The 18,719-nt window shown below is 65.5% G+C and carries 16 protein-coding genes and 1 tRNA gene; 6 read left to right on the forward strand and 11 right to left on the reverse strand.

Going from position 1 to position 18,719, the window contains the following annotated elements; translation table 11 throughout:
- Genes B146_RS0105065 through B146_RS0105075 form a run of 3 tightly spaced genes read left to right on the forward strand, consistent with a single transcriptional unit; the run spans nt 1 to nt 2,155 of the window.
- Nucleotides 1–798, forward strand: coding sequence for a TlpA family protein disulfide reductase (locus B146_RS0105065; protein ID WP_019995334.1), 798 nt, complete (start codon nt 1–3; stop codon nt 796–798).
- 56 nt (nt 799–854) lie between these two features.
- A complete protein-coding gene (locus B146_RS0105070) occupies nt 855–1,547 on the forward strand; it encodes a L,D-transpeptidase (protein ID WP_019995335.1) in 693 nt (230 codons plus the stop codon).
- Nucleotides 1,544–2,155 (forward strand): DsbA family protein, encoded by a 612-nt coding sequence (locus tag B146_RS0105075; RefSeq protein WP_019995336.1) that lies wholly within the window; start codon nt 1,544–1,546, stop codon nt 2,153–2,155. The genes B146_RS0105070 and B146_RS0105075 overlap by 4 nt, the downstream gene beginning before the upstream one ends.
- 395 nt (nt 2,156–2,550) lie before the next feature.
- On the opposite strand, the gene B146_RS0105080 is transcribed toward B146_RS0105075, so the two are convergent.
- From B146_RS0105080 to B146_RS0105105, 6 genes are all read right to left on the reverse strand, one after another.
- Nucleotides 2,551–2,829, reverse strand: coding sequence for an HU family DNA-binding protein (locus B146_RS0105080; protein ID WP_019995337.1), 279 nt, complete (start codon nt 2,827–2,829; stop codon nt 2,551–2,553).
- Nucleotides 2,830–2,993: 164 nt separating this feature from the next.
- Entirely contained in the window at nt 2,994–5,420 is a 2,427-nt protein-coding gene (gene lon / locus B146_RS0105085) for an endopeptidase La (protein ID WP_019995338.1), read from the reverse strand.
- A 247-nt stretch (nt 5,421–5,667) separates the two neighbouring features.
- Nucleotides 5,668–6,936 (reverse strand): ATP-dependent Clp protease ATP-binding subunit ClpX, encoded by a 1,269-nt coding sequence (clpX, locus tag B146_RS0105090; RefSeq protein WP_019995339.1) that lies wholly within the window; start codon nt 6,934–6,936, stop codon nt 5,668–5,670.
- Between the two features lie 245 nt (nt 6,937–7,181).
- Complete coding sequence (locus B146_RS0105095; RefSeq protein WP_019995340.1) at nt 7,182–7,814, reverse strand: ATP-dependent Clp protease proteolytic subunit; 633 nt, start codon at nt 7,812–7,814, stop codon at nt 7,182–7,184.
- Between the two features lie 196 nt (nt 7,815–8,010).
- Nucleotides 8,011–9,366, reverse strand: a complete 1,356-nt coding sequence (gene tig, locus B146_RS0105100; RefSeq protein ID WP_026358341.1) for a trigger factor — start codon at nt 9,364–9,366, stop codon at nt 8,011–8,013.
- Nucleotides 9,367–9,443: 77 nt separating this feature from the next.
- Nucleotides 9,444–9,527: transfer RNA gene (locus B146_RS0105105), tRNA-Leu, on the reverse strand.
- Between the two features lie 314 nt (nt 9,528–9,841).
- On the opposite strand from B146_RS0105105, the gene B146_RS28240 reads away from it, so the two are divergent.
- Nucleotides 9,842–9,985: a DUF1127 domain-containing protein gene (locus B146_RS28240; protein WP_019995342.1), complete on the forward strand. Its 144-nt coding sequence runs from the start codon at nt 9,842–9,844 to the stop codon at nt 9,983–9,985.
- A 207-nt stretch (nt 9,986–10,192) separates the two neighbouring features.
- Complete coding sequence (gene trmFO, locus B146_RS0105115) at nt 10,193–11,611, forward strand: methylenetetrahydrofolate--tRNA-(uracil(54)-C(5))-methyltransferase (FADH(2)-oxidizing) TrmFO (RefSeq protein WP_019995343.1); 1,419 nt, start codon at nt 10,193–10,195, stop codon at nt 11,609–11,611.
- A gap of 46 nt (nt 11,612–11,657) precedes the next feature.
- Here the strand turns inward: trmFO and B146_RS0105120 are convergent, their stop codons facing one another.
- The 5 genes from B146_RS0105120 to yajC form a co-directional block, all read right to left on the reverse strand.
- Nucleotides 11,658–13,406: a DUF4153 domain-containing protein gene (locus B146_RS0105120; protein ID WP_155897371.1), complete on the reverse strand. Its 1,749-nt coding sequence runs from the start codon at nt 13,404–13,406 to the stop codon at nt 11,658–11,660.
- A 26-nt stretch (nt 13,407–13,432) separates the two neighbouring features.
- The gene (locus B146_RS0105125; RefSeq protein ID WP_081630913.1) at nt 13,433–14,254 is read right to left on the reverse strand and encodes a phytoene/squalene synthase family protein; all 822 of its coding nucleotides are present in this window, start codon (nt 14,252–14,254) and stop codon (nt 13,433–13,435) included.
- 4 nt (nt 14,255–14,258) lie between these two features.
- Nucleotides 14,259–14,654, reverse strand: a complete 396-nt coding sequence (locus B146_RS0105130) for an Mth938-like domain-containing protein (RefSeq protein WP_019995346.1) — start codon at nt 14,652–14,654, stop codon at nt 14,259–14,261.
- 4 nt (nt 14,655–14,658) lie between these two features.
- On the reverse strand, nt 14,659–17,244 hold the full coding sequence (secD, locus tag B146_RS0105135; protein ID WP_019995347.1) for a protein translocase subunit SecD: 2,586 nt from the start codon (nt 17,242–17,244) through the stop codon (nt 14,659–14,661).
- Nucleotides 17,245–17,367: 123 nt separating this feature from the next.
- Entirely contained in the window at nt 17,368–17,709 is a 342-nt protein-coding gene (gene yajC / locus B146_RS0105140) for a preprotein translocase subunit YajC (RefSeq protein WP_019995348.1), read from the reverse strand.
- 137 nt (nt 17,710–17,846) lie between these two features.
- Here yajC and B146_RS0105145 point away from each other — a divergent pair, with 137 nt between their 5' ends.
- Nucleotides 17,847–18,713, forward strand: a complete 867-nt coding sequence (locus B146_RS0105145; protein WP_019995349.1) for an ATP-binding protein — start codon at nt 17,847–17,849, stop codon at nt 18,711–18,713.
- Nucleotides 18,714–18,719 lie beyond the last annotated feature (6 nt).

Raw genomic sequence — 18,719 nt, forward strand, 5'->3', positions numbered from 1 at the left:
ATGGCGACGCTGGCCCTCGGACCGTTCGCCTTCGCCGGCGACCGCCTCGCCCTGTTCCTTGCCCTCGTCTTCCTGCTCCTCGCAGGCATGGCGTTGTCGCTCCGCGTCGACGAGCGCCTCGGCACATGGGCGATGAGCATCGTCCCGATCGGCCTCGTCGCCGCGCGACTCGGCTATGTCGCGGCCCATCCGGACGGCTTCGTCAACGACCCGGTCTCGGTTCTGCGCATCACCGACGGTGGACTGATGCTGCCCTTCGGGCTCGCGGCTGTCGCCGCATACACGGCTTACGCCATGCGGGGCCTGAGGATGCGGCTCTGGTCGTTCGGCACCCTGTCTGCCGTCGTCCTCGTCTGGACGGTGAGCTGGCAGCTCGCAACGGCGAACGAGGCGATCGCGGCCCCGCAAGCCGCCTTCCCGACCATGGATGGCGAGACCGTGCGGCTCGACGCCTTCCGGGGCAAACCGACGGTAATCAACCTGTGGGCCACCTGGTGCCCGCCCTGCCGGCGCGAGATGCCGATGCTAGCAAAGGCTGCCGGCGAGCGATCCGACGTGAACTTCGTCTTCGCCAACCAGGGAGAGGGGCCGGACGCGATCGTCCGCTACCTCGCGCAGTCCGGCCTCGACCTGCCCGCGCTCCTTCTCGACCAAGGTTTCGAGATCTCCCGGCACTACTCGGTGCAAGGCTATCCCGCGACGCTTTTCCTCGACGCCGGGGGCACGGTGCGAACCATGCATTTCGGCGAGATCGACCGCCCGACGCTCGATGCCAAGATCCGCGACGCCGGGTCCTGACGTCTCCCTCTCTTCCTTTCGGCCCGTCCCAATCCGCATCCTGTACGGAGTTTGTCATGCCCGTCGCTTCAACCCTGAGGGTCCTTGCTCTCGCCGCCGCCGGCCTGTCGGCGGCCGCCTGCACGACAACAAGCCAGCCCCGCCCGGTCGCCTACGCCCCCGAGCCGCCGATCGACGCGGACGCGGCGCGCCTGTATGGCGCGCTCGAGGACGGCGGCTGGACCATCCCGGCCGCCGATCTGAAGACGATGGACCCGCGCAACGTTCGGCAGGTCGTGGACTTCCGCACGGACGAGCCGGTGGGCACGGTGGTGGTCGATCCCCGGGCCCGCTTCCTCTACCTCGTCATGCCCGGCGGCAAGGCGATGCGCTACGGCGTCGGTGTCGGCAAGGCGGGCCTCGAGTTCACCGGCGAAGGCATTATCGAGCGCAAGGCGGCCTGGCCGCGCTGGACCCCGACGCCCGACATGATCCGACGCGAGCCCGACAAATACGGCGGCGCGTTGCGCAACGGCATGGAGGGCGGAATCCAGAACCCGCTCGGCGCCCGCGCCCTCTATCTCTTCAAGGACGGCCAGGACACGCTGTTCCGGATCCACGGCACCAACCAAGCCTGGTCGATCGGCAAGGCCGTGTCGTCGGGCTGCATCCGCATGCTGAACCAGGACATCATCGACCTCAACCGCCGCGTGCCGCCCAAGACCCGCGTGGTCGTGCTCGGCGCGCCCGCCACGGGAGCCACGTCATGAACTCGAACCGCCGCGATCTCGCACGCCTCGGCCTCGGCTTCGGTCTCGCCCTCGCGCTCCCCCGTCGGGCCCTCGCCGCGCCCGACCCGATGTCTAAGGAGGCGGTCCTCTTCGATCCCGACGCCCCCGTCCTCGGAAATCCGAAGGGCGACGTCACGCTGGTCGAGTTCTTCGACTTCCAGTGTCCCTACTGCAAGAAGGCCCATCCCGACGTCGCACGCCTCGTGAAGGAGGATGGGCGGATCCGGCACTTGATGAAGGACTGGCCGATCTTCGGGCCGCCCTCGCTCTACGCCTCCCGTCTGGTGCTGGCGGCAGGCAAGGAAGCGCCTCGGGCAAGGGATGCGCTGATGGCGACCCCCGGGCGGCTGACCGCGGAACAGATCGACGCAACGCTCCGGAAGGCGGGGCTCGACCCGCGGGCGATGAACGCCGCCTACGGGAAGGAGAAGGCTCGCATCGACGCCCTGATCGCGCGCAACGGCGCGCAGGCCGAGAACTTCAACCTCATGGGCACCCCCGCCTACATCGTCGGCACGACCCTCTTTCCCGGCGTGATGGACATCGCCGACATGAAGCGGGCGGTCGCCGAGGCACGGCGCATGTGATGGGGCGCAACGGAACGGGCGTCGCGACGCGCGTCTCTGACGCGCCCATTGCTCGGCCACATCCCCGAGCGCAAGCTCCACGGGCTTGCGAGCCTGCCCCTCCGTTCGCTTGAGATCAGTGACCTGCCGATCCCATTTCGACGGCGACTCCGCTGCGTGCGTGGTAGGCGAGAAAACGAGGCCAGAGGGCCGACGCAGCGCCGCGCGCCGCAATGCCGACGAACGCGGCCACGCCCCCCTCCACTCGTGATCGCCCCTGCCCGATGTTCCGGCCCGGCTTTGGGGGAGAACGAGAGTTCATTCCCCTGAGCCGCACGCGGCGAGAGCACCGCCTCAACAAAAATGGGCCGGCACGCAATGTGCCGACCCCCAATCGAACCGCCGGAGCGGACCGGTTACTTGGAGTTGACCGCGTCCTTCAGGCCCTTGCCGGGCGTGAAGCGGGGCACGTTGCGCGCGGGAATATCGACTTCCGCGCCGGTCGAAGGATTGCGCCCCTTGGAGGCGGCGCGCGCGGACACCGAGAACGTGCCGAAGCCGACGAGACGAACGTCGTCGCCATTGGCCATGGCGCTCTGGAGCGCATCGAAGACGGCGTCGACGGCCGACGTCGCGTCCTGCTTCGACAGGCTAGCCTTCTCCGCGACTACGGATACGAGCTCATTCTTGTTCATGCCAAATCTCCAAACGTTGGGTCTTCCCGACTCAGGCGGCCACGATGCTGAAAAGACCGGCCAGGTTCAAGGAGAGATGGACCAAAAGCCCAGGAAACAAGGCTTTGCAAGCAAAATGCCGCCCCGGAGGGCGGCATTCGCATTTTTTCATCGTGCATTCTGTCTCAGTGAGCGACGGCCGGGGAGCTCTCCTCCCCCGAATCGCGCACCGGCGTCCGGTCGTCGGTCTCGGCCCATTCGATCGCTTCCGGCTTCGCCGTCAGCGCATGGCCCAGGACCTCGTTCATGTTCGAGACCGGAATGATCTCGAGATTGTTCTTCACGTTATCGGGGATTTCCGCGAGATCCTTCGCGTTCTCCTCCGGGATCAGAACCGTCTTGATGCCACCGCGCAGCGCGGCCAGCAGCTTCTCCTTGAGGCCGCCGATCGGCAGAACACGGCCGCGCAGGGTCACCTCACCCGTCATGGCGATGTCCCGGCGAACCGGAATGCCCGTCATGACCGAGACGATCGCCGTCGCCATCGCCGTGCCGGCCGAAGGACCATCCTTCGGGGTCGCCCCTTCGGGAACGTGGACGTGGATGTCGCGCTTGTCGAAGAGCGGCGGCTCGATGCCGAACTCGATCGCACGGCTGCGGACATAGGACGCCGCCGCCGAGATCGATTCCTTCATGACGTCCTTCAGATTGCCCGTCACCGTCATCTTGCCCTTGCCGGGCATCATGACGCCTTCGATCGTCAGAAGTTCGCCGCCGACCTCCGTCCAGGCAAGACCCGTCACGACACCGACCTGATCCGTCAGTTCGGCCTCGCCGTAGCGATAGCGCGGCACGCCGAGATAGTCGGCCAGATTGGCCGCCGTCACGTCCACCGACTTCACGTCGCCGCGCACGATCTGCGTCACCGCCTTGCGGGCGAGCTTCATCAGCTCGCGCTCATAGGAGCGCACGCCGGCTTCCCGCGTGTAGCGACGGGCAATCTCGCGCAGCGCGTCCTCGCCAACGGAGAACTCGCTGGCCTGGAGCGCATGGTCCTTGATGGCCTTGGGCAGAAGATGCCGCTTGGCGATCTCGACCTTCTCGTCCTCCGTGTAGCCAGCGATACGGATGATCTCCATACGATCCATCAGAGGACCGGGGATGTTCAGCGTATTGGCCGTCGTCACGAACATGGTGGACGAGAGATCGTACTCGACCTCCAGATAATGGTCCATGAAGCTGGCGTTCTGCTCGGGATCGAGCACCTCCAGCATCGCCGAGGACGGATCGCCCCGGAAGTCCTGACCCATCTTGTCGATCTCGTCGAGAAGGAAGAGCGGGTTGTTGCGCTTCGCCTTCTTGAGCGACTGGATCACCTTGCCCGGCATGGAGCCGATATAAGTGCGCCGATGGCCGCGGATTTCCGCCTCGTCGCGCACGCCGCCAAGCGCCATGCGGACATATTCGCGACCCGTCGCCCGCGCGATCGACTTGGCGAGCGAGGTCTTGCCAACGCCCGGAGGGCCGACGAGGCAGAGGATCGGCCCCTTGATCTTGGGCTGACGCGCCTGAACCGCCAGATATTCGACGATCCGCTCCTTCACCTTGTCGAGGCCGTAATGCTCCTCGTCGAGGATCTGCTCGGCCTGCTTGAGGTCGATGCGGACCTTGGAGGACTTGCCCCAGGGCAGACCCAGCAGCCAGTCGAGATAGTTGCGCACCACCGTCGCCTCGGCCGACATGGGGCTCATCTGCCGGAGCTTCTTCAGCTCGGCCGAGGCCTTTTCCTTGCCTTCCTTGGAGAGCTTGGTCTTCTTGATGCGCTCCTCGATCTCGGCGAGCTCGTCACGGCCTTCCTCGCCGTCGCCAAGCTCCTTCTGGATCGCCTTCATCTGCTCGTTCAGATAGTACTCGCGCTGCGTCTTCTCCATCTGGCGCTTGACGCGCGAGCGGATGCGCTTCTCGACCTGAAGAACGGAAATCTCCGCCTCCATGAAGCCGAGCGCGCGCTCCAGACGCTCGCGAACGCTGACGATCCCGAGCATCTCCTGCTTCTCGGGAATCTTGATCGCCAGATGCGAAGCGACCGTATCGGCGAGCTTGGAGTAGTCGTCGATCTGCCCTGCGGTCCCAACGACTTCCGGCGAGATCTTCTTGTTGAGCTTGACGTAGTTCTCGAACTCCGAGATCACCGAGCGCGCGAGCGCCTCGATCTCGACCTGATCGTCCTCTTCCTCTTCGACGACATGGGCGTTGGCCTCATGCCATTCGGTGCGCTCGGTGAATCCGGTGATCGCCGCGCGCGAAATGCCCTCGACCAGAACCTTCACCGTGCCGTCCGGCAGCTTCAGAAGCTGGAGGACGTTGGCGAGCGTTCCGAGGTCGTAGATCGCGTCGGGCGCCGGGTCCTCGTCGCCGGCATTCTTCTGGGTTGCAAGCAGGATCTGCTTGTCGGAACCCATGACCTCTTCCAACGCCTTGATCGACTTCTCGCGGCCCACGAAGAGCGGCACGATCATATGCGGGAACACCACGATGTCGCGGAGGGGCAGAACCGGATAGGTCTGCGTCGGGAGAGACCCGAAGCCGCTGGCGGATGTCGAACTGGACATGAAATTCCTTTCTGCGGCAGGGCCGCTGGAGGCCCTTGCACCTCGGCCCGATAGGCACCGAAGCGAAGGCCGTCATCGAACTGCAATGTGGCGACTTGCCCGGCGCCATTCAAGCGGTCGGCCCGTCGCGGCCTAGTGAACGAAGCGGCTGCGAAACGAGGACGAAACCATACAAAAGCAAAGGGCCCGCCCCGGCATGTACCGGCGCGGGCCCTGGTCTCACCAAGCGTGCGAAGCGCGAAGGCGATCAGGCACTCGCCGGTTCCTTCTCGTCCTTGCGGTCCGAGTAGATGTAGAGAGGACGCGCGTTGCCGTCGATCACCTCTTCGGAGATCACGACCTCGCGCACGCCTTCCAGCGTCGGCAGATCGAACATCGTGTCGAGCAGCATGGCTTCCATGATGGAGCGCAGGCCGCGAGCGCCGGTCTTGCGCTCGATCGCCTTGCGGGCGATCGCCTTCAGCGCGTCCTCGTGGAACGTCAGCTCGACATTCTCCATCTCGAACAGGCGCTGATACTGCTTCACGAGCGCGTTCTTCGGCTCGACCAGAATCTGCACGAGCGCGGGCTCGTCCAGGTCCTCGAGCGTCGCCAGAACTGGCAGACGGCCGACGAACTCGGGGATCAGACCGAACTTCAGGAGATCCTCGGGCTCGACACGGCGGAACAGCTCACCCGTGCGGCGATCCTCGGGCGATTCGACATTCGCCGCGAAACCGATCGAGGTCTTGCGGCCGCGATCAGAGATGATCTTGTCGAGGCCGGCGAAGGCGCCGCCGCAGATGAAGAGGATGTTCGCCGTGTCCACCTGCAGGAACTCCTGCTGCGGATGCTTGCGGCCACCCTGCGGCGGAACGGACGCGACCGTCCCTTCCATGATCTTCAGAAGCGCCTGCTGGACGCCCTCGCCCGACACGTCGCGCGTGATGGACGGATTGTCCGACTTGCGGCTGATCTTGTCGATTTCGTCGATATAGACGATGCCGCGCTGGGCGCGCTCGACATTGTAGTCGGCCGACTGAAGCAGCTTCAGGATGATGTTCTCGACGTCCTCGCCGACGTAACCGGCTTCGGTCAGCGTCGTGGCGTCGGCCATCGTGAAGGGTACGTCGAGAATGCGCGCCAGCGTCTGAGCGAGCAGCGTCTTGCCGCAGCCCGTCGGGCCCATCAGGAGGATGTTGGACTTCGCCAGCTCGACATCGTTGTTCTTCTGCGCGTGCGCCAACCGCTTGTAGTGGTTGTGCACCGCGACGGAGAGCACCTTCTTGGCGAAGGACTGGCCGATCACGTAGTCGTCGAGAACCGCAATGATCTCCTGCGGGGTGGGCACGCCCTCCCGCGACTTCACCATCGAGGACTTGTTCTCCTCGCGGATGATGTCCATGCACAGCTCGACGCACTCGTCGCAGATGAAGACCGTGGGCCCGGCGATCAGCTTGCGGACTTCGTGCTGGCTCTTTCCGCAGAAAGAGCAATAGAGCGTGTTCTTGCTATCGCCGCCGCTCACTTTGCTCATCGTTCTTCCTTCCGTTCCGCACCTCGGACTGGGAGATCCGGAGATGGGTCGTCAGACCCTTTGTTCGTCATCCTATGCCGCAACGCTCTTAAAGCAATCGTTCAAGCCGACCGACAGAAGGTTTCGTCGCAGATCCGTCATCACAGGGTAGCCGGATCATCCTTGATCGACGCTTAACAGCAACGCCGGCTTCCACCTTCCCAAGGTAGAAACCGGCGGTGGCAACATCAAGATCGTTGCGACGATCAGTTCGCGGTGTTGGTTTCCAGCGCTTCGCGCGAGGAATAGACCTTGTCGATCAGACCGAACTCGCGCGCTTCATCGGCCGTCATGAAATGGTCACGGTCGAGCGTGCGCTCGATCGTTTCGTAGTCTTGGCCGGTGTGCTCGACATAGACCTCGTTCAGGCGACGCTTCAGCTTGATGATGTCCATCGCGTGGCGCTCGATATCCGAGGCCTGACCCGAGAAGCCGCCCGAGGGCTGGTGAACCATGATGCGCGCGTTGGGCGTGGCGAAGCGCATGTCCTTGTGGCCGGCGCACAGAAGAAGCGAGCCCATGGAGGCGGCCTGCCCGATGCAGAGCGTCGAAACGGCCGGCTTGATGAACTGCATCGTGTCGTAGATCGCCATGCCGCTCGTCACCACGCCGCCCGGCGAGTTGATGTAGAGCGAGATTTCCTTCTTCGGGTTCTCGGCCTCGAGGAAGAGAAGCTGGGCGCAGACCAGCGTGGCCATCGAATCCTCGATCGGCCCGGTGATGAAGATCACGCGCTCCTTCAGAAGACGCGAGAAGATGTCGTAGGCACGCTCGCCGCGGTTGGTCTGCTCCACCACCATGGGCACGAGGTTCATCGCGGTTTCGAGAGGATGCTTCATGTGAGGGAACGTCCGTTGATGGAGGGATCGTTGGAACCGCCGCGATGCGTCGAATCGGGCACGCGTCCGTCTGGTCCCTAGATAGGGCTTGACCGGCCGCCTGTGCAACCATGCCCATGGAAGGCGTTACCAGCGGCTAAAAACAGGAAGAGCCGGCACAACGGCCGGCCCTTCCCGAATGCGGAAGATGGGAGGATCAGGCGGCGGCCGCCTCGTCCTCGTCTTCCTTCATCAGCTCTTCCTTGGACACGGTCTTGTCGGTGACGTCGACCGTGGCGAGGAGGTGATCGACGACCTTCTCCTCGAAGATCGGGGCGCGCAGGCTCTGAACCGCTTCCGGCGTGTTGCGGAAGTAGTCGTAGACCTGCTGCTCCTGGCCCGGATACTGGCGGACCTGATCGATCACGGCGCGCTGCAGCTCCTCGTCGGAGACCGTCACGCCGGCCTTCTCGCCGATCTCGGAGAGGACGAGGCCCAGACGGACGCGGCGCTCGGCGAGCTTCTTGTACTCCTCGCGCGCCTTCTCTTCCGTCGTGTCTTCGTCCTCGAAGCTCTTGCCGCTCTGCTCGAGTTCGCGCGTCACCTGCTGCCAGATGTTGTTGAACTCGGCCTCGACCAGCTTGGAGGGCAGCTCGAACGCGTAGTCCGCGTCGAGCGCGTCGAGAAGCTGACGCTTCACCTTCTGGCGGGTCGCCTGGCCGTACTGGCTCTCGATCTGGCCGCGCACGATCTCGCGCAGGCGATCGATCGACTCGAGACCGAGCTTCTTGGCGAGCTCGTCGTTGAGTTCCATCTCGTCCGGCTTGGCGACGGCCTTCACCGTCACTTCGAACACGGCCGCCTTGCCGGCGAGGTGCGAGGCACCGTAATCCTCGGGGAAGGACAGCTCGACATTCTTCGTGTCGCCGGCCGACAGGCCGACCAGCTGGTCCTCGAAGCCGGGGATGAACTGGCCCGAGCCGAGCACGAGGTTCGAATCGGTCGCCGTGCCGCCCTGGAAGGCCTCGCCGTCGACCTTGCCGACGAAGTCCATCGTGACGCGGTCGCCGGTCTCGGCGGCGCCGTCCTTCGGCTGGAAGGTGCGCGCGCTCTCGGCGATGCGCTTCACCTGCTCTTCGACTTCCTCGTCGGCGATCTCGACGACCGGGCGCTCGATCTTGATCGCATCGGTGCCCTTCAGATCGAAGGACGGCAGCGTCTCGTAGGAGACCGTGAAGCGGAAGTCGCCTTCGCCGCGCAGAACCTTCTCCGCCTCGGCCTCGTCCTCGGTCATCTGAATTTCGGGACGCATGGCCGAACGCTCGTTGCGCTCCGCGATCACGGTGCGCGGCGTCTCGTTGATGATCTGGTTCACGATTTCGGCCATCACCGAGCGACCATACGTCTTGCGCATATGGGTCATCGGGATCTTGCCGGGCCGGAAGCCCTTGATCTTCACCTGATCCTTGATTTCGAAGAGGCGGGTCTGCAGCCGTGCCTCAAGGTCCGACGCCGGCACGACGATCTCGATCTCGCGCGACAGGCCTTCGGCCTTGGTTTCCTTAACCTGCATCATTAACCCTTTATGGTCTGCGACGGCGGCCCGGGTCCGTCGTCGCGCGTCAATCTCGTTTGTCCGGATCAGACGTGTGGTGCGGGTGGAGGGACTCGAACCCCCACGCTTTTGGCGCCAGAACCTAAATCTGGTGCGTCTACCAATTTCGCCACACCCGCCCGTCGCCGCCAACCTGCCGGTTGCACGACGCGCGCCTCTATATCATCGGCGTTCGCCGCGTCAAAGTTTAAAACATCTTTGCGACAGGCCGTCACCCAGACCGGAGAAACCGCAGCGAAGGACCGGGCGAACGCCCAGAAATCGCCACAGACGTTTAAATCGGTTCATGTTGCGATGCACAAGCCGCATGGCAGGTCTGCGGCTGGCGTCCTACCCGGTTCGTTCCTGCTCTCGTATATCCGTCTCAACGAAGCGAACGGAAAACACGGACATCGCTTCAATCGATTAGATCAGAGATCGAAGGCCTAGCGCGATGAACATCCTCCGCTCCTACTCCTCCTGGCGCCGCTACCGCGAGACCTGCAGCGAGCTGAACCGCCTCTCGCATCGCGAGCTGAGCGATCTCGGAATCGCGCGCAACGAAATCCCGGCGATCGCCCGCAAGGCCGTTCGCTAAGCCCCTCCTTCGCAGGACTTCCTCCTCCCACGGTCCCGCGAATTGCAAGCCTGCAACCTCCTCCCAAACGCAGGCTTCCAAGCGACACCCGCCGGTCCTCCCCCGGCGGGTGTTTTTCGTTTCGAGGCTCAGGCGCCAGTGCCCTGCGCGTTCGGACAAGGTCCGAAAGCCGTTCCGATTTTTCGCCGAATGCGGTAAATCGGCCTCATGACCCAAAAACACCCCCTTCACATCGTCGGCGGCGGCCTCGCCGGCTCCGAGGCGGCCTGGCAGATCGCCGAAGCCGGCCATCCCGTCGTCTTGCACGAGATGCGTGGCGTTCGGGAAACCGACGCGCACAAGACCGACTCCCTTGCCGAACTGGTCTGCTCGAACTCCTTCCGCTCTGACGACGCGACCACCAATGCGGTCGGCGTGCTCCATGCCGAGATGCGGCTGGCGGGCTCGCTCGTCATGCGCTGTGCCGATCAGCATCAGGTGCCCGCAGGCGGCGCGCTGGCGGTGGACCGCGACGGCTTCGCCGAAGCGGTGACGAAGGCGCTTGCCGCCCACCCGCTCGTGGAAATCCGCCGCGAGGAAATCGACGGCCTGCCTCCCGAGGAATGGGGTCCGACGATCGTTGCGACCGGACCGCTGACCGCCCCGGCGCTCGCCGAGGCGATCCGCCAGGAGACCGGGGCGGACGCCCTCGCCTTTTTCGACGCGATCGCGCCGATCGTCCATTTCGACACGATCGACATGACGAAGGCGTGGTTCCAGTCGCGCTACGACAAGGTCGGGCCTGGCGGCACGGGCAAGGACTATGTGAACTGCCCGCTCGACCGCGAGCAGTACGAGCGCTTCGTCGCCGAACTGATGGCCGGCGCCAAGACCGAGTTCAAGGAATGGGAAGGCACGCCCTATTTCGATGGCTGCCTGCCGATCGAGGTCATGGCCGAGCGCGGCGTGGAAACGCTGCGGCACGGGCCGATGAAGCCGATGGGTCTCACCAACGCGCACCAGCCGGACATCAAGGCCTATGCCGTCGTCCAGCTGCGGCAGGACAATGCGCTCGGCACGCTCTACAACATGGTCGGTTTCCAGACGAAGCTGAAATATGCCGATCAGGTCCGCATCTTCCGCACGATCCCCGGCCTGGAAACGGCCGAGTTCGCGCGGCTCGGCGGCTTGCATCGCAACACCTATCTGAACTCGCCGACGCTGCTGGACGGCACGCTCCGCCTCAAGAGCCTGCCGCGCCTGCGCTTCGCCGGGCAGATCACCGGCTGCGAAGGCTATGTCGAGTCCGCCTCGATCGGCCTTCTGGCCGGGCGCTTCGCCGCTGCCGAAGCGCGGGGCGAGACGCTCGCTCCGCCCCCTGCGACGACCGCGATGGGCGCGCTTCTCGGGCACATCACGGGCGGCCATCTTGTGACCGACGAGGAACCGGGCAAGCGCTCGTTCCAGCCGATGAACGTCAATTTCGGCCTTTTCCCGCCGATCACCGTTCCGCGCGAGGAAGGCAAGCGGCTGCGCGGCAAGGAAAAGACCATCGCGAAGAAGATGGCGCTCTCGGCGCGGGCTCTGGCCGATTTCGCCGGATGGCTCGGCGAGCCGGTGGCCCCGGTGCGCGCCGCGGCCGAGTAACGGGTCGGGCGGCGCGTCCTTTTCGGCGCGCCGCCTCTTTCCGACGTCAATTCGCCCTTGCGCCTGCCTGCCATTCGGCGGACCGCAGGAACGCCGCGCCCGACAGGGCGAGGAGCGAGCCGGTGTCCGTCCGGAACGTCGCCTGCCGGACCCAGAGCAGGACATGCCGCCCCCGCTCCGTGAGGGCGTCCCACAGCACCGGCTCGCTGGCGGTTTCGCCGATCTCCGTGAGATGCGCGGTCAGGCCGCCGAGATCCATGCGGTCGGCTTGCGCGTCGAACTGGATCGCGAGCCAATTCGTGCCGGGTTGGAGCGTCAGCGCGAGGCGGCCATTCGTAGGCCCGGCTTGATTGACCTGAACCTCCAGCGCCGCGAGATCGTAGCCCTGTGAGGACACGACCTGCGAGGGCGAGGCCGTGAAGGTCCGCGTGTCCGGCACAGCCGGCGAAACCTCGTCGAGACCAAGGCGCGTCGCAATTTGGGACACCGACAGGCTCCCCTCAGACTCCGTCGATAGGCCGGCCATATCGGGCGGCAGAAGCGAACGGATCTCGTCCAGCGAACCGACATCCTCGAGTTGCCAAAGCCGCTCGCGCAGGCGCGCGCGTTGCTCCGGCTCGGCCGGTCGCCAGTCTCCCGGTTCGAGGCTCTCGAAAAAGCTCAGCTGGCTTCGGGTGACGCTCCCCACGACACCCCAGGGGCCGACGCTCGACAGAGCGAAGAGCACGGCCGGAACACCCACCATCCAGCGGATATCGCCGCGCGCCCCGGGGACGACCTGCAGCAGGACGATCAGCCCTAGCGCGAGCGTCGAAATCAGCGCGTAATAGTCCCACGGCGTCAGCCCGAGCGCTCCGATCGCCCGCCAGTGCGCGAGAGCAAGGGCGATCACCGGCAGCGCCAGGAGACCGGCCCAGACGTGGCGGAACAAGCGTGATGGGCGCGGCCCGTCCTGCAAAAACGGGTCGGCACCGACCCGAAGGATCAAGGCCAGCGTGCAGAAAATGCCGAGGCTCCAGAGCGCGTCCGCCCCCGCAAGAGCGCCGAGAGTGGGACCGCCCTCCAGAAGAAGGCGCGCGAGATAGAGATGGAGGACGAGCGCCGACAGCCAGACGAGCGGCGCCAGAACCCAGTCGAACAGGGGACGAATGGTTCGCGCCAACCTGTCTTCCGCCACCGCCTCACGCGTCACATCGGCCACAGGCGGTATCCGCCCGAGCGCGACGAGCGGCGAGACGAGCGTGAGCCCGGTCACGAGCACATAGGCGTCGGCTTGGCGAAACAGCGAGATGTCGAGAAGCGTCCGCGCCATCTCCACGACCGCATAGAGCCCGATCAGGAAAACGAGCGTCGAAGCGAAGGCGACGACGAGGCCGACGAGCGTCCAGAGCCCGAACGACCAGAAGGCCGTAGCTTGGCCGCGCCTCAGGAACGGCGCCAGAGGAATGGCGAGAATCACCGCAAAGGAGAGGCCCGAGACGCGGTAGGCGAAGGGATGCGCGAACCAAACCACGAGCCCCGCGAGAATCGCGGCGCCGAGCGACAGGGCGACCCGTCTCGAAGCCCTGCTCCCATGAGATTCCGCCCAGAGCGAAATCGCGAGCGCCGCAAGAGAGCCAAGTGAAAGAGCGGCGAAGACCCGCGCGAGATCGTCCCCGTCCCAGACTTCGGCGACGGTAAGATTGGACAGGAGCGCGAAAACGAGAATCAGAACGGTCGGGACGGGAAACCGCGAGAAGCCGGCCAGCGCGTCGCGGGCGAGACCTCTGGCGAATGCCGAAACGCGACTCAACATTCCCGTCTCATGCTCCGCTTCGGACGTCAGGCCCGCATCCAGCGCCAATAGGTCCAGAGACGCGCCAGCGGGTTCGGATCGGCGTCGAGCCGTTCCAGGCGCTTTCGGCTGAGCCGCGAGGGCAGAAAGGCCGGGCGCAGCCGGCGGGGAATGCGCGCCCACTTGCGTTCGACCCGCTCCAGATGGTCGAGCCCGTAGGCTGCCATCGCCGCGCGCGCCCTCTCGGCCCCGTCGCCTCCGTTCAGCCAGGTCGCGGCATCGAGGCCGGTCGCGGCCAGAAGGTCCCCGGGCACATAGACCTGATGCCGGGCACGATGCTGGGGCGCACCGCGCAGGGTGGACACCACGGCTTGGGCGACGCCGGCGTGCCCGCTGGCGTCGGCGACATCAGGGGCGGCGGCGCGATCCAGCACCATGGCCGCGAACATCACCAGTGCCGAACAGGTCTCTCCGGCATAGGCTTCGAACTCGACGCGTGTCGGCATCGGGTCGTTGTAGAGGTCGAAAAGCCGCGCTTCGAGATAGCGGTCGAAGGCATCCACCGGCAGTTCGAAGCGGCGGACCGTGTCGATCAAGGCCATCGCGACCGGCGAGCCCTGAGACGCCTCGTCGAGCTCCGCATCGCTCGTCAGTCGATCGCGCCACCATTGAAGACGGATTTCGCCAGGCAAGGGCTGCGAGACGAGATCGCGCACGCGCAGCGTCTCGATATGGAAGGCGTAGAGCGCCAGAAGATGCTTCTGGAGCGGCTGCGGGGCGAAGCCGACGGAGACCGCCCGGTCCGCATCGGCTTCCTGGACGATCCGCTCGCATTCGGCATAGGCCGTCGCCAAGGCTTGCGCGCTCATCGCGTCAGTCCACGGCGATCAGGGCGGCGGCGACGGGACGCCCCTCGCCCAGCATGATGTTGTAGGTCCGCACCGCCGCGCCCGTCGACATCGGGTCGCATGAAATGCCGGCCTTGCGCAGGCGATCGAGCAGCGCCGGCGGGACGCGGCGGATGTCGCGGCCCGTGCCATAGAGGAGAAAGCGGATATCAGCTGCTTCCTCCAACACCTTCAGCAATCGCTCGCCGCCGAACGGGTCCGCTTCCGTCGCCGACCATCCGTAGATGCCGGATGGCAGACAGAGGATCGACCCGCGATGCGACATGTCCGCGAAGCGGAAACCGCCATTGCCATAGGCATCGATCGGTGCACGACGCGGGAAATGCGCGTCGCGAACGCCGGAGGGCTCCGAACCGCTCAAGACGTCACCCCTTGCCGATCGGGGTGGCGGGCGAGCGGCTTGCCGCCTTCGCATCTTCCACCTCGCTCTTGTCGCCCCCGCGAATCGCGTCCGGCCGGAGCTTGAAGTAGATGAGCACGGGCGCGGCGATGAAGATCGACGAGTACACGCCGACCAGCACGCCCGCGAGCATCGGCGCCACGAAGACGCGGATCACGTCGCCGCCGAAGGCGTAGAGCGCGATGAGGGCGAGAACGAGCGTCACGGCCGTGAGCATGGTGCGCGACAGCGTCTCGTTGAGCGACAGGTCGATGATGTCGGAGATCGACATCTTCTTGTATTTTCGCAGATTTTCTCGAATGCGGTCGAACACGACCACCGTGTCGTTCAAGGAGTAACCGACGATCGTCAGGATCGCGGCGATGGACGACAGGTTGAATTCGAGCTGCGAGACCACGAGGAAGCCGACCGTCATCGCGACGTCGTGCGCGGTGGCCAGAAGCGCGCCGATCGCGAACTGCCATTCGAAACGCACCCAGACATAGAAGGCGATCGCCAGAAGCGCCGCGCCGACGCCGAGCACCGCCGCCCAGGCAAGCTCGCCCGACACGGTCGGGCCGACCACCTCGACACGCTGGAAGTCGTAATCCGCAGCCAGCGCGCCGCGAACCGCGTTGACGCTCGCCTGCGGCGTCTGCGCGTCCTGCGGCTGGACGCCGAAGCGCACGAGAACGTCGCTCGGGCCGCCGAACTGCTGGACCTGCACGTCACCTTCCACGAGGCCCGAAAGGTCCTCGCGAATCTGGCCGACATCCGCCGTGCCGTCCTTCGCCCTCAGTTCCAGAACCGTGCCGCCGGTGAAGTCGATGCCGTAGTTGAGGCCGCCCACGAAGAGGCTGCCGATCGAAGCCAGCGACAAGCCGATGGTGATCGCGAAGGCCCAGCGGCGAATGCTCATGAAGCGGATGCGCGTGCCATGCGGAACGAACGACACCCAGCCCTTGGGCACCTCCTTCGGGCGACGCGTGCGAAGCCAGTAGGCCACCATCCAGCGCGTCAGCGTCAGCGCCGTGAAGACGGTCGTGAAGATACCGAGCGCCAGGGTGACGGCAAAACCGCGCACCGGGCCGGACCCCAGGAAGAACAAGACCACGGCGGCGATCAGCGACGTGATGTTGGCGTCCATGATCGTGCCGAGCGCCTTGTGGAAGCCGGCATCGATCGACTGGACGACGGAACGGCCGTTTCGCCGCTCCTCCAGCATGCGTTCGTAGATCAGAACGTTGGAGTCGACGGCCATGCCCATGGTGAGAACGATGCCGGCGATACCGGGCAGCGTCAGGGTGGAGCCGAGAGCCGACAGGAGGGCGACGAGAAGGATGACGTTGACCAGGAGCGCGATATTCGCGATCAGCCCGAGGAAGCCGTAGGCGACGAACATGAAGACGACGACGAGCACGCCGCCGATAATCCCTGCCGCTTGCCCGGCGGCCACCGAGTCCGCGCCGAGGCCTGGGCCGACCGTGCGTTCCTCGATGATGTCGAGCGTTGCGGGAAGCGCGCCCGCGCGCAGGAGCACGGCCAGATCGTTGGCCGACTGAACCGTGAAATTGCCGGAGATCTGCGCCTGACCACCGAGGATCGGCTCGCGGATATTGGGCGCGGAGAGAACCTTGTTGTCGAGCACGATCGCGAAGGGACGGCCGACATTCTCCTGCGTGACCTGACCGAAACGCTGGGCGCCGCGCGCGTCGAAGCGGATGTTGACGACCGGCTGGTTGGTCTGCTGGTCGAACCCGGCCTGCGCGTCCGTCAGGTTCTCGCCGGAGATCATGACCTGACGCTGCACCAGGATGGGCTGCGGCGTCGGGTCGTTGGTCTGGAGCAGCTCATCGCCGGCGGGCACGGGCTGCGAGCCGCTCGCCGCGGCCTGCGCGGAATTGTTCACGTCCACGAGGCGGAAGGTCAGGCGCGCGGTCTGGTTCAGGAGGCTCTTCAGGCGCTGCGGGTCCTGAAGGCCCGGGACCTGCACCATGATGCGGTCGAGCCCCTGGCGCTGGATCACCGGTTCGGTCGTGCCGAGCTCATCGACGCGGCGGCGAACCACTTCGATCGACTGCGAAACGGCGGTCGAGAGACGATAGTCGATGCCCGGGTTCGTCAGCGTGAGCCGGAAGGTGCCGGGCTCGGTCTCGCCGAGTTCGGTTTCCGTCACCGAGCCGCCGGCCAGAAGACCGCTGGAGATCGGCGAGGTGAGGCTCTGCAGCGCCGTGCGAGCGGCCGCGGCCTGCGAGGGGTCGCGCAGCGTGAACTGGATCGCCCCGTTCGCCTCGCGCAGATTCGTGAAGCCGACATTGGCGGCGCGCAGGCTGACCTGAACGTCCTCGCGCAGGCTCTGAAGCCGGTCGTTGATCAGCGACGGCCGGTCGACCTCCAGAAGCACGTAGGAGCCGCCCTGCAGATCGAGGCCGAGGGTCATCGGCTGCTTGGGCATGAAGCCCGGCAGGCTCGCCCTCTGCTGTTCGGTCAGGAAGTTCGGGAGCGCGAAGAGGACGCCGAACAAGACGGCGAGCCAGATGAAGGTGGTTTTCCACCGGGAGAAATAGAGCATGGCGTTCCCGAACGACAATCGGAGCATCGGGCCCTCAGGGTCCGCGACGCTCCGAAAAGACAGGCCGGCGGATCGATCCGCCGAAGAGAAGCATGGCCGAAGCGGCTTCGGCCCGACCCCGGTTTACTTGGCGTTCGCCGCCGTGGGCTCGCCCTTCACGCGGACGTCGGCGACCATGGACTGCAGGACGCGGATCTTGGTGGTCTCGGAGATCTGGACTTCCAGCTCGCCATTGTCCTGAACCTTCGTGACCTTCGCGATGATGCCGCCGCCGGTGACGATCGTGTCGCCGCGACGGATGTTGCGAAGCATCTCGTCCCGCTTCTTGGCGGCCGTGCGCTGCGGACGGATGATCAGGAAATACATGATCGCGAAGACCGCCACGAAGGGCAGGATGCTGATGAGGATGCTCTCCGGCCCCCCCGCTGCGGTGGCGGTCTGCGCGAAAGCCGGCGATACGAACATCAAGATCTCCCAACGAACGGAAAACAGGGCGATCCGCCCTTCACAAGTTGGGCGCAATATACGATCGGTCAACCCGATTGCAACACGCGCCGCCTTCGAAGGCGGCGGGAACCCTCGCTCATTCGAAAGCCGCGCCGGTGACGATCGAAACCGACCTTCTTCCTCTCGTGCGGCGGATCGCCGAAGCGCTGGAGCGGCTCGCGCCCGAGCCCGTCCCCTCGCCCGACTTCGATGCGGCCGACTGTTTCGTCTTCGCGCCGCCCGGCGGCCTCGCGCCCGTTCCCCGCGTCAATCGGGTCGAATTCGAGCTCCTGCGCGGCATCGACCATTCGCGCGACATCCTGTTCGAGAACACGCAGCGTTTCGCGCAAGGGCTGCCGGCCAACAACGCGCTTCTCTGGGGCGCGCGAGGAATGGGCAAGTCGTCGCTGGTGAAGGCGGTTCACGCCAAGGTCAATTCCCTGGGAAGCGGCCGCCCGCCGCTGAAACTGATCGAGGTGCATCGCGAGGACATCGATCATCTGCCGCGCCTCATGACCTTGCTGCGCGCCGCGCCGTTCCCGATTCTCCTTTTCTGCGACGACCTGTCCTTCGATCATGACGACACGTCCTACAAGTCGCTGAAGGCGGCGCTGGATGGCGGCGTCGAAGGTCGGCCGGACAATGTCCTGTTCTACGCCACGTCGAATCGGCGTCACCTTCTCCCGCGCAACATGATGGAGAACGAGCAGTCGACGGCGATCAATCCGAGCGAGGCGGTCGAGGAAAAGGTCTCGCTGTCGGACCGATTCGGCCTCTGGCTCGGCTTCCACAAATGCTCGCAGGACGATTATCTCGCGATGGTCGACGGCTATCTGGCGGCGGCCGGCATCGAAATGGCGCCCGACGACCTCAGGCGCGAGGCGCTGGAATGGAGCACGACGCGCGGCAGCCGCTCTGGCCGCGTCGCCTATCAGTTCGTCACCGATCTCGCCGGACGGCTCGGTCACACGCTTCCGCGCTGATCGGCA

Source organism: Aureimonas ureilytica DSM 18598 = NBRC 106430, assembly GCF_000382705.1.
GTDB lineage: Bacteria > Pseudomonadota > Alphaproteobacteria > Rhizobiales > Rhizobiaceae > Aureimonas > Aureimonas ureilytica.

Excerpts from the sequence above, each read along its gene's own strand:
- yajC (WP_019995348.1), bottom strand. The coding sequence starts at position 17,709 with ATGTTCGTATCGCCGGCTTTCGCGCAGACCGCCACCGCAGCGGGGGGG.
- B146_RS0105095 (WP_019995340.1), bottom strand. The coding sequence starts at position 7,814 with ATGAAGCATCCTCTCGAAACCGCGATGAACCTCGTGCCCATGGTGGTG.
- B146_RS0105080 (WP_019995337.1), bottom strand. The coding sequence starts at position 2,829 with ATGAACAAGAATGAGCTCGTATCCGTAGTCGCGGAGAAGGCTAGCCTG.
- secD (WP_019995347.1), bottom strand. The coding sequence starts at position 17,244 with ATGCTCTATTTCTCCCGGTGGAAAACCACCTTCATCTGGCTCGCCGTC.
- tig (WP_026358341.1), bottom strand. The coding sequence starts at position 9,366 with ATGCAGGTTAAGGAAACCAAGGCCGAAGGCCTGTCGCGCGAGATCGAG.
- B146_RS0105120 (WP_155897371.1), bottom strand. The coding sequence starts at position 13,406 with ATGTTGAGTCGCGTTTCGGCATTCGCCAGAGGTCTCGCCCGCGACGCG.
- trmFO (WP_019995343.1), top strand. The coding sequence starts at position 10,193 with ATGACCCAAAAACACCCCCTTCACATCGTCGGCGGCGGCCTCGCCGGC.
- B146_RS0105065 (WP_019995334.1), top strand. The coding sequence starts at position 1 with ATGGCGACGCTGGCCCTCGGACCGTTCGCCTTCGCCGGCGACCGCCTC.
- B146_RS28240 (WP_019995342.1), top strand. The coding sequence starts at position 9,842 with ATGAACATCCTCCGCTCCTACTCCTCCTGGCGCCGCTACCGCGAGACC.
- B146_RS0105125 (WP_081630913.1), bottom strand. The coding sequence starts at position 14,254 with ATGAGCGCGCAAGCCTTGGCGACGGCCTATGCCGAATGCGAGCGGATC.
- clpX (WP_019995339.1), bottom strand. The coding sequence starts at position 6,936 with ATGAGCAAAGTGAGCGGCGGCGATAGCAAGAACACGCTCTATTGCTCT.
- B146_RS0105070 (WP_019995335.1), top strand. The coding sequence starts at position 855 with ATGCCCGTCGCTTCAACCCTGAGGGTCCTTGCTCTCGCCGCCGCCGGC.
- B146_RS0105075 (WP_019995336.1), top strand. The coding sequence starts at position 1,544 with ATGAACTCGAACCGCCGCGATCTCGCACGCCTCGGCCTCGGCTTCGGT.
- lon (WP_019995338.1), bottom strand. The coding sequence starts at position 5,420 with ATGTCCAGTTCGACATCCGCCAGCGGCTTCGGGTCTCTCCCGACGCAG.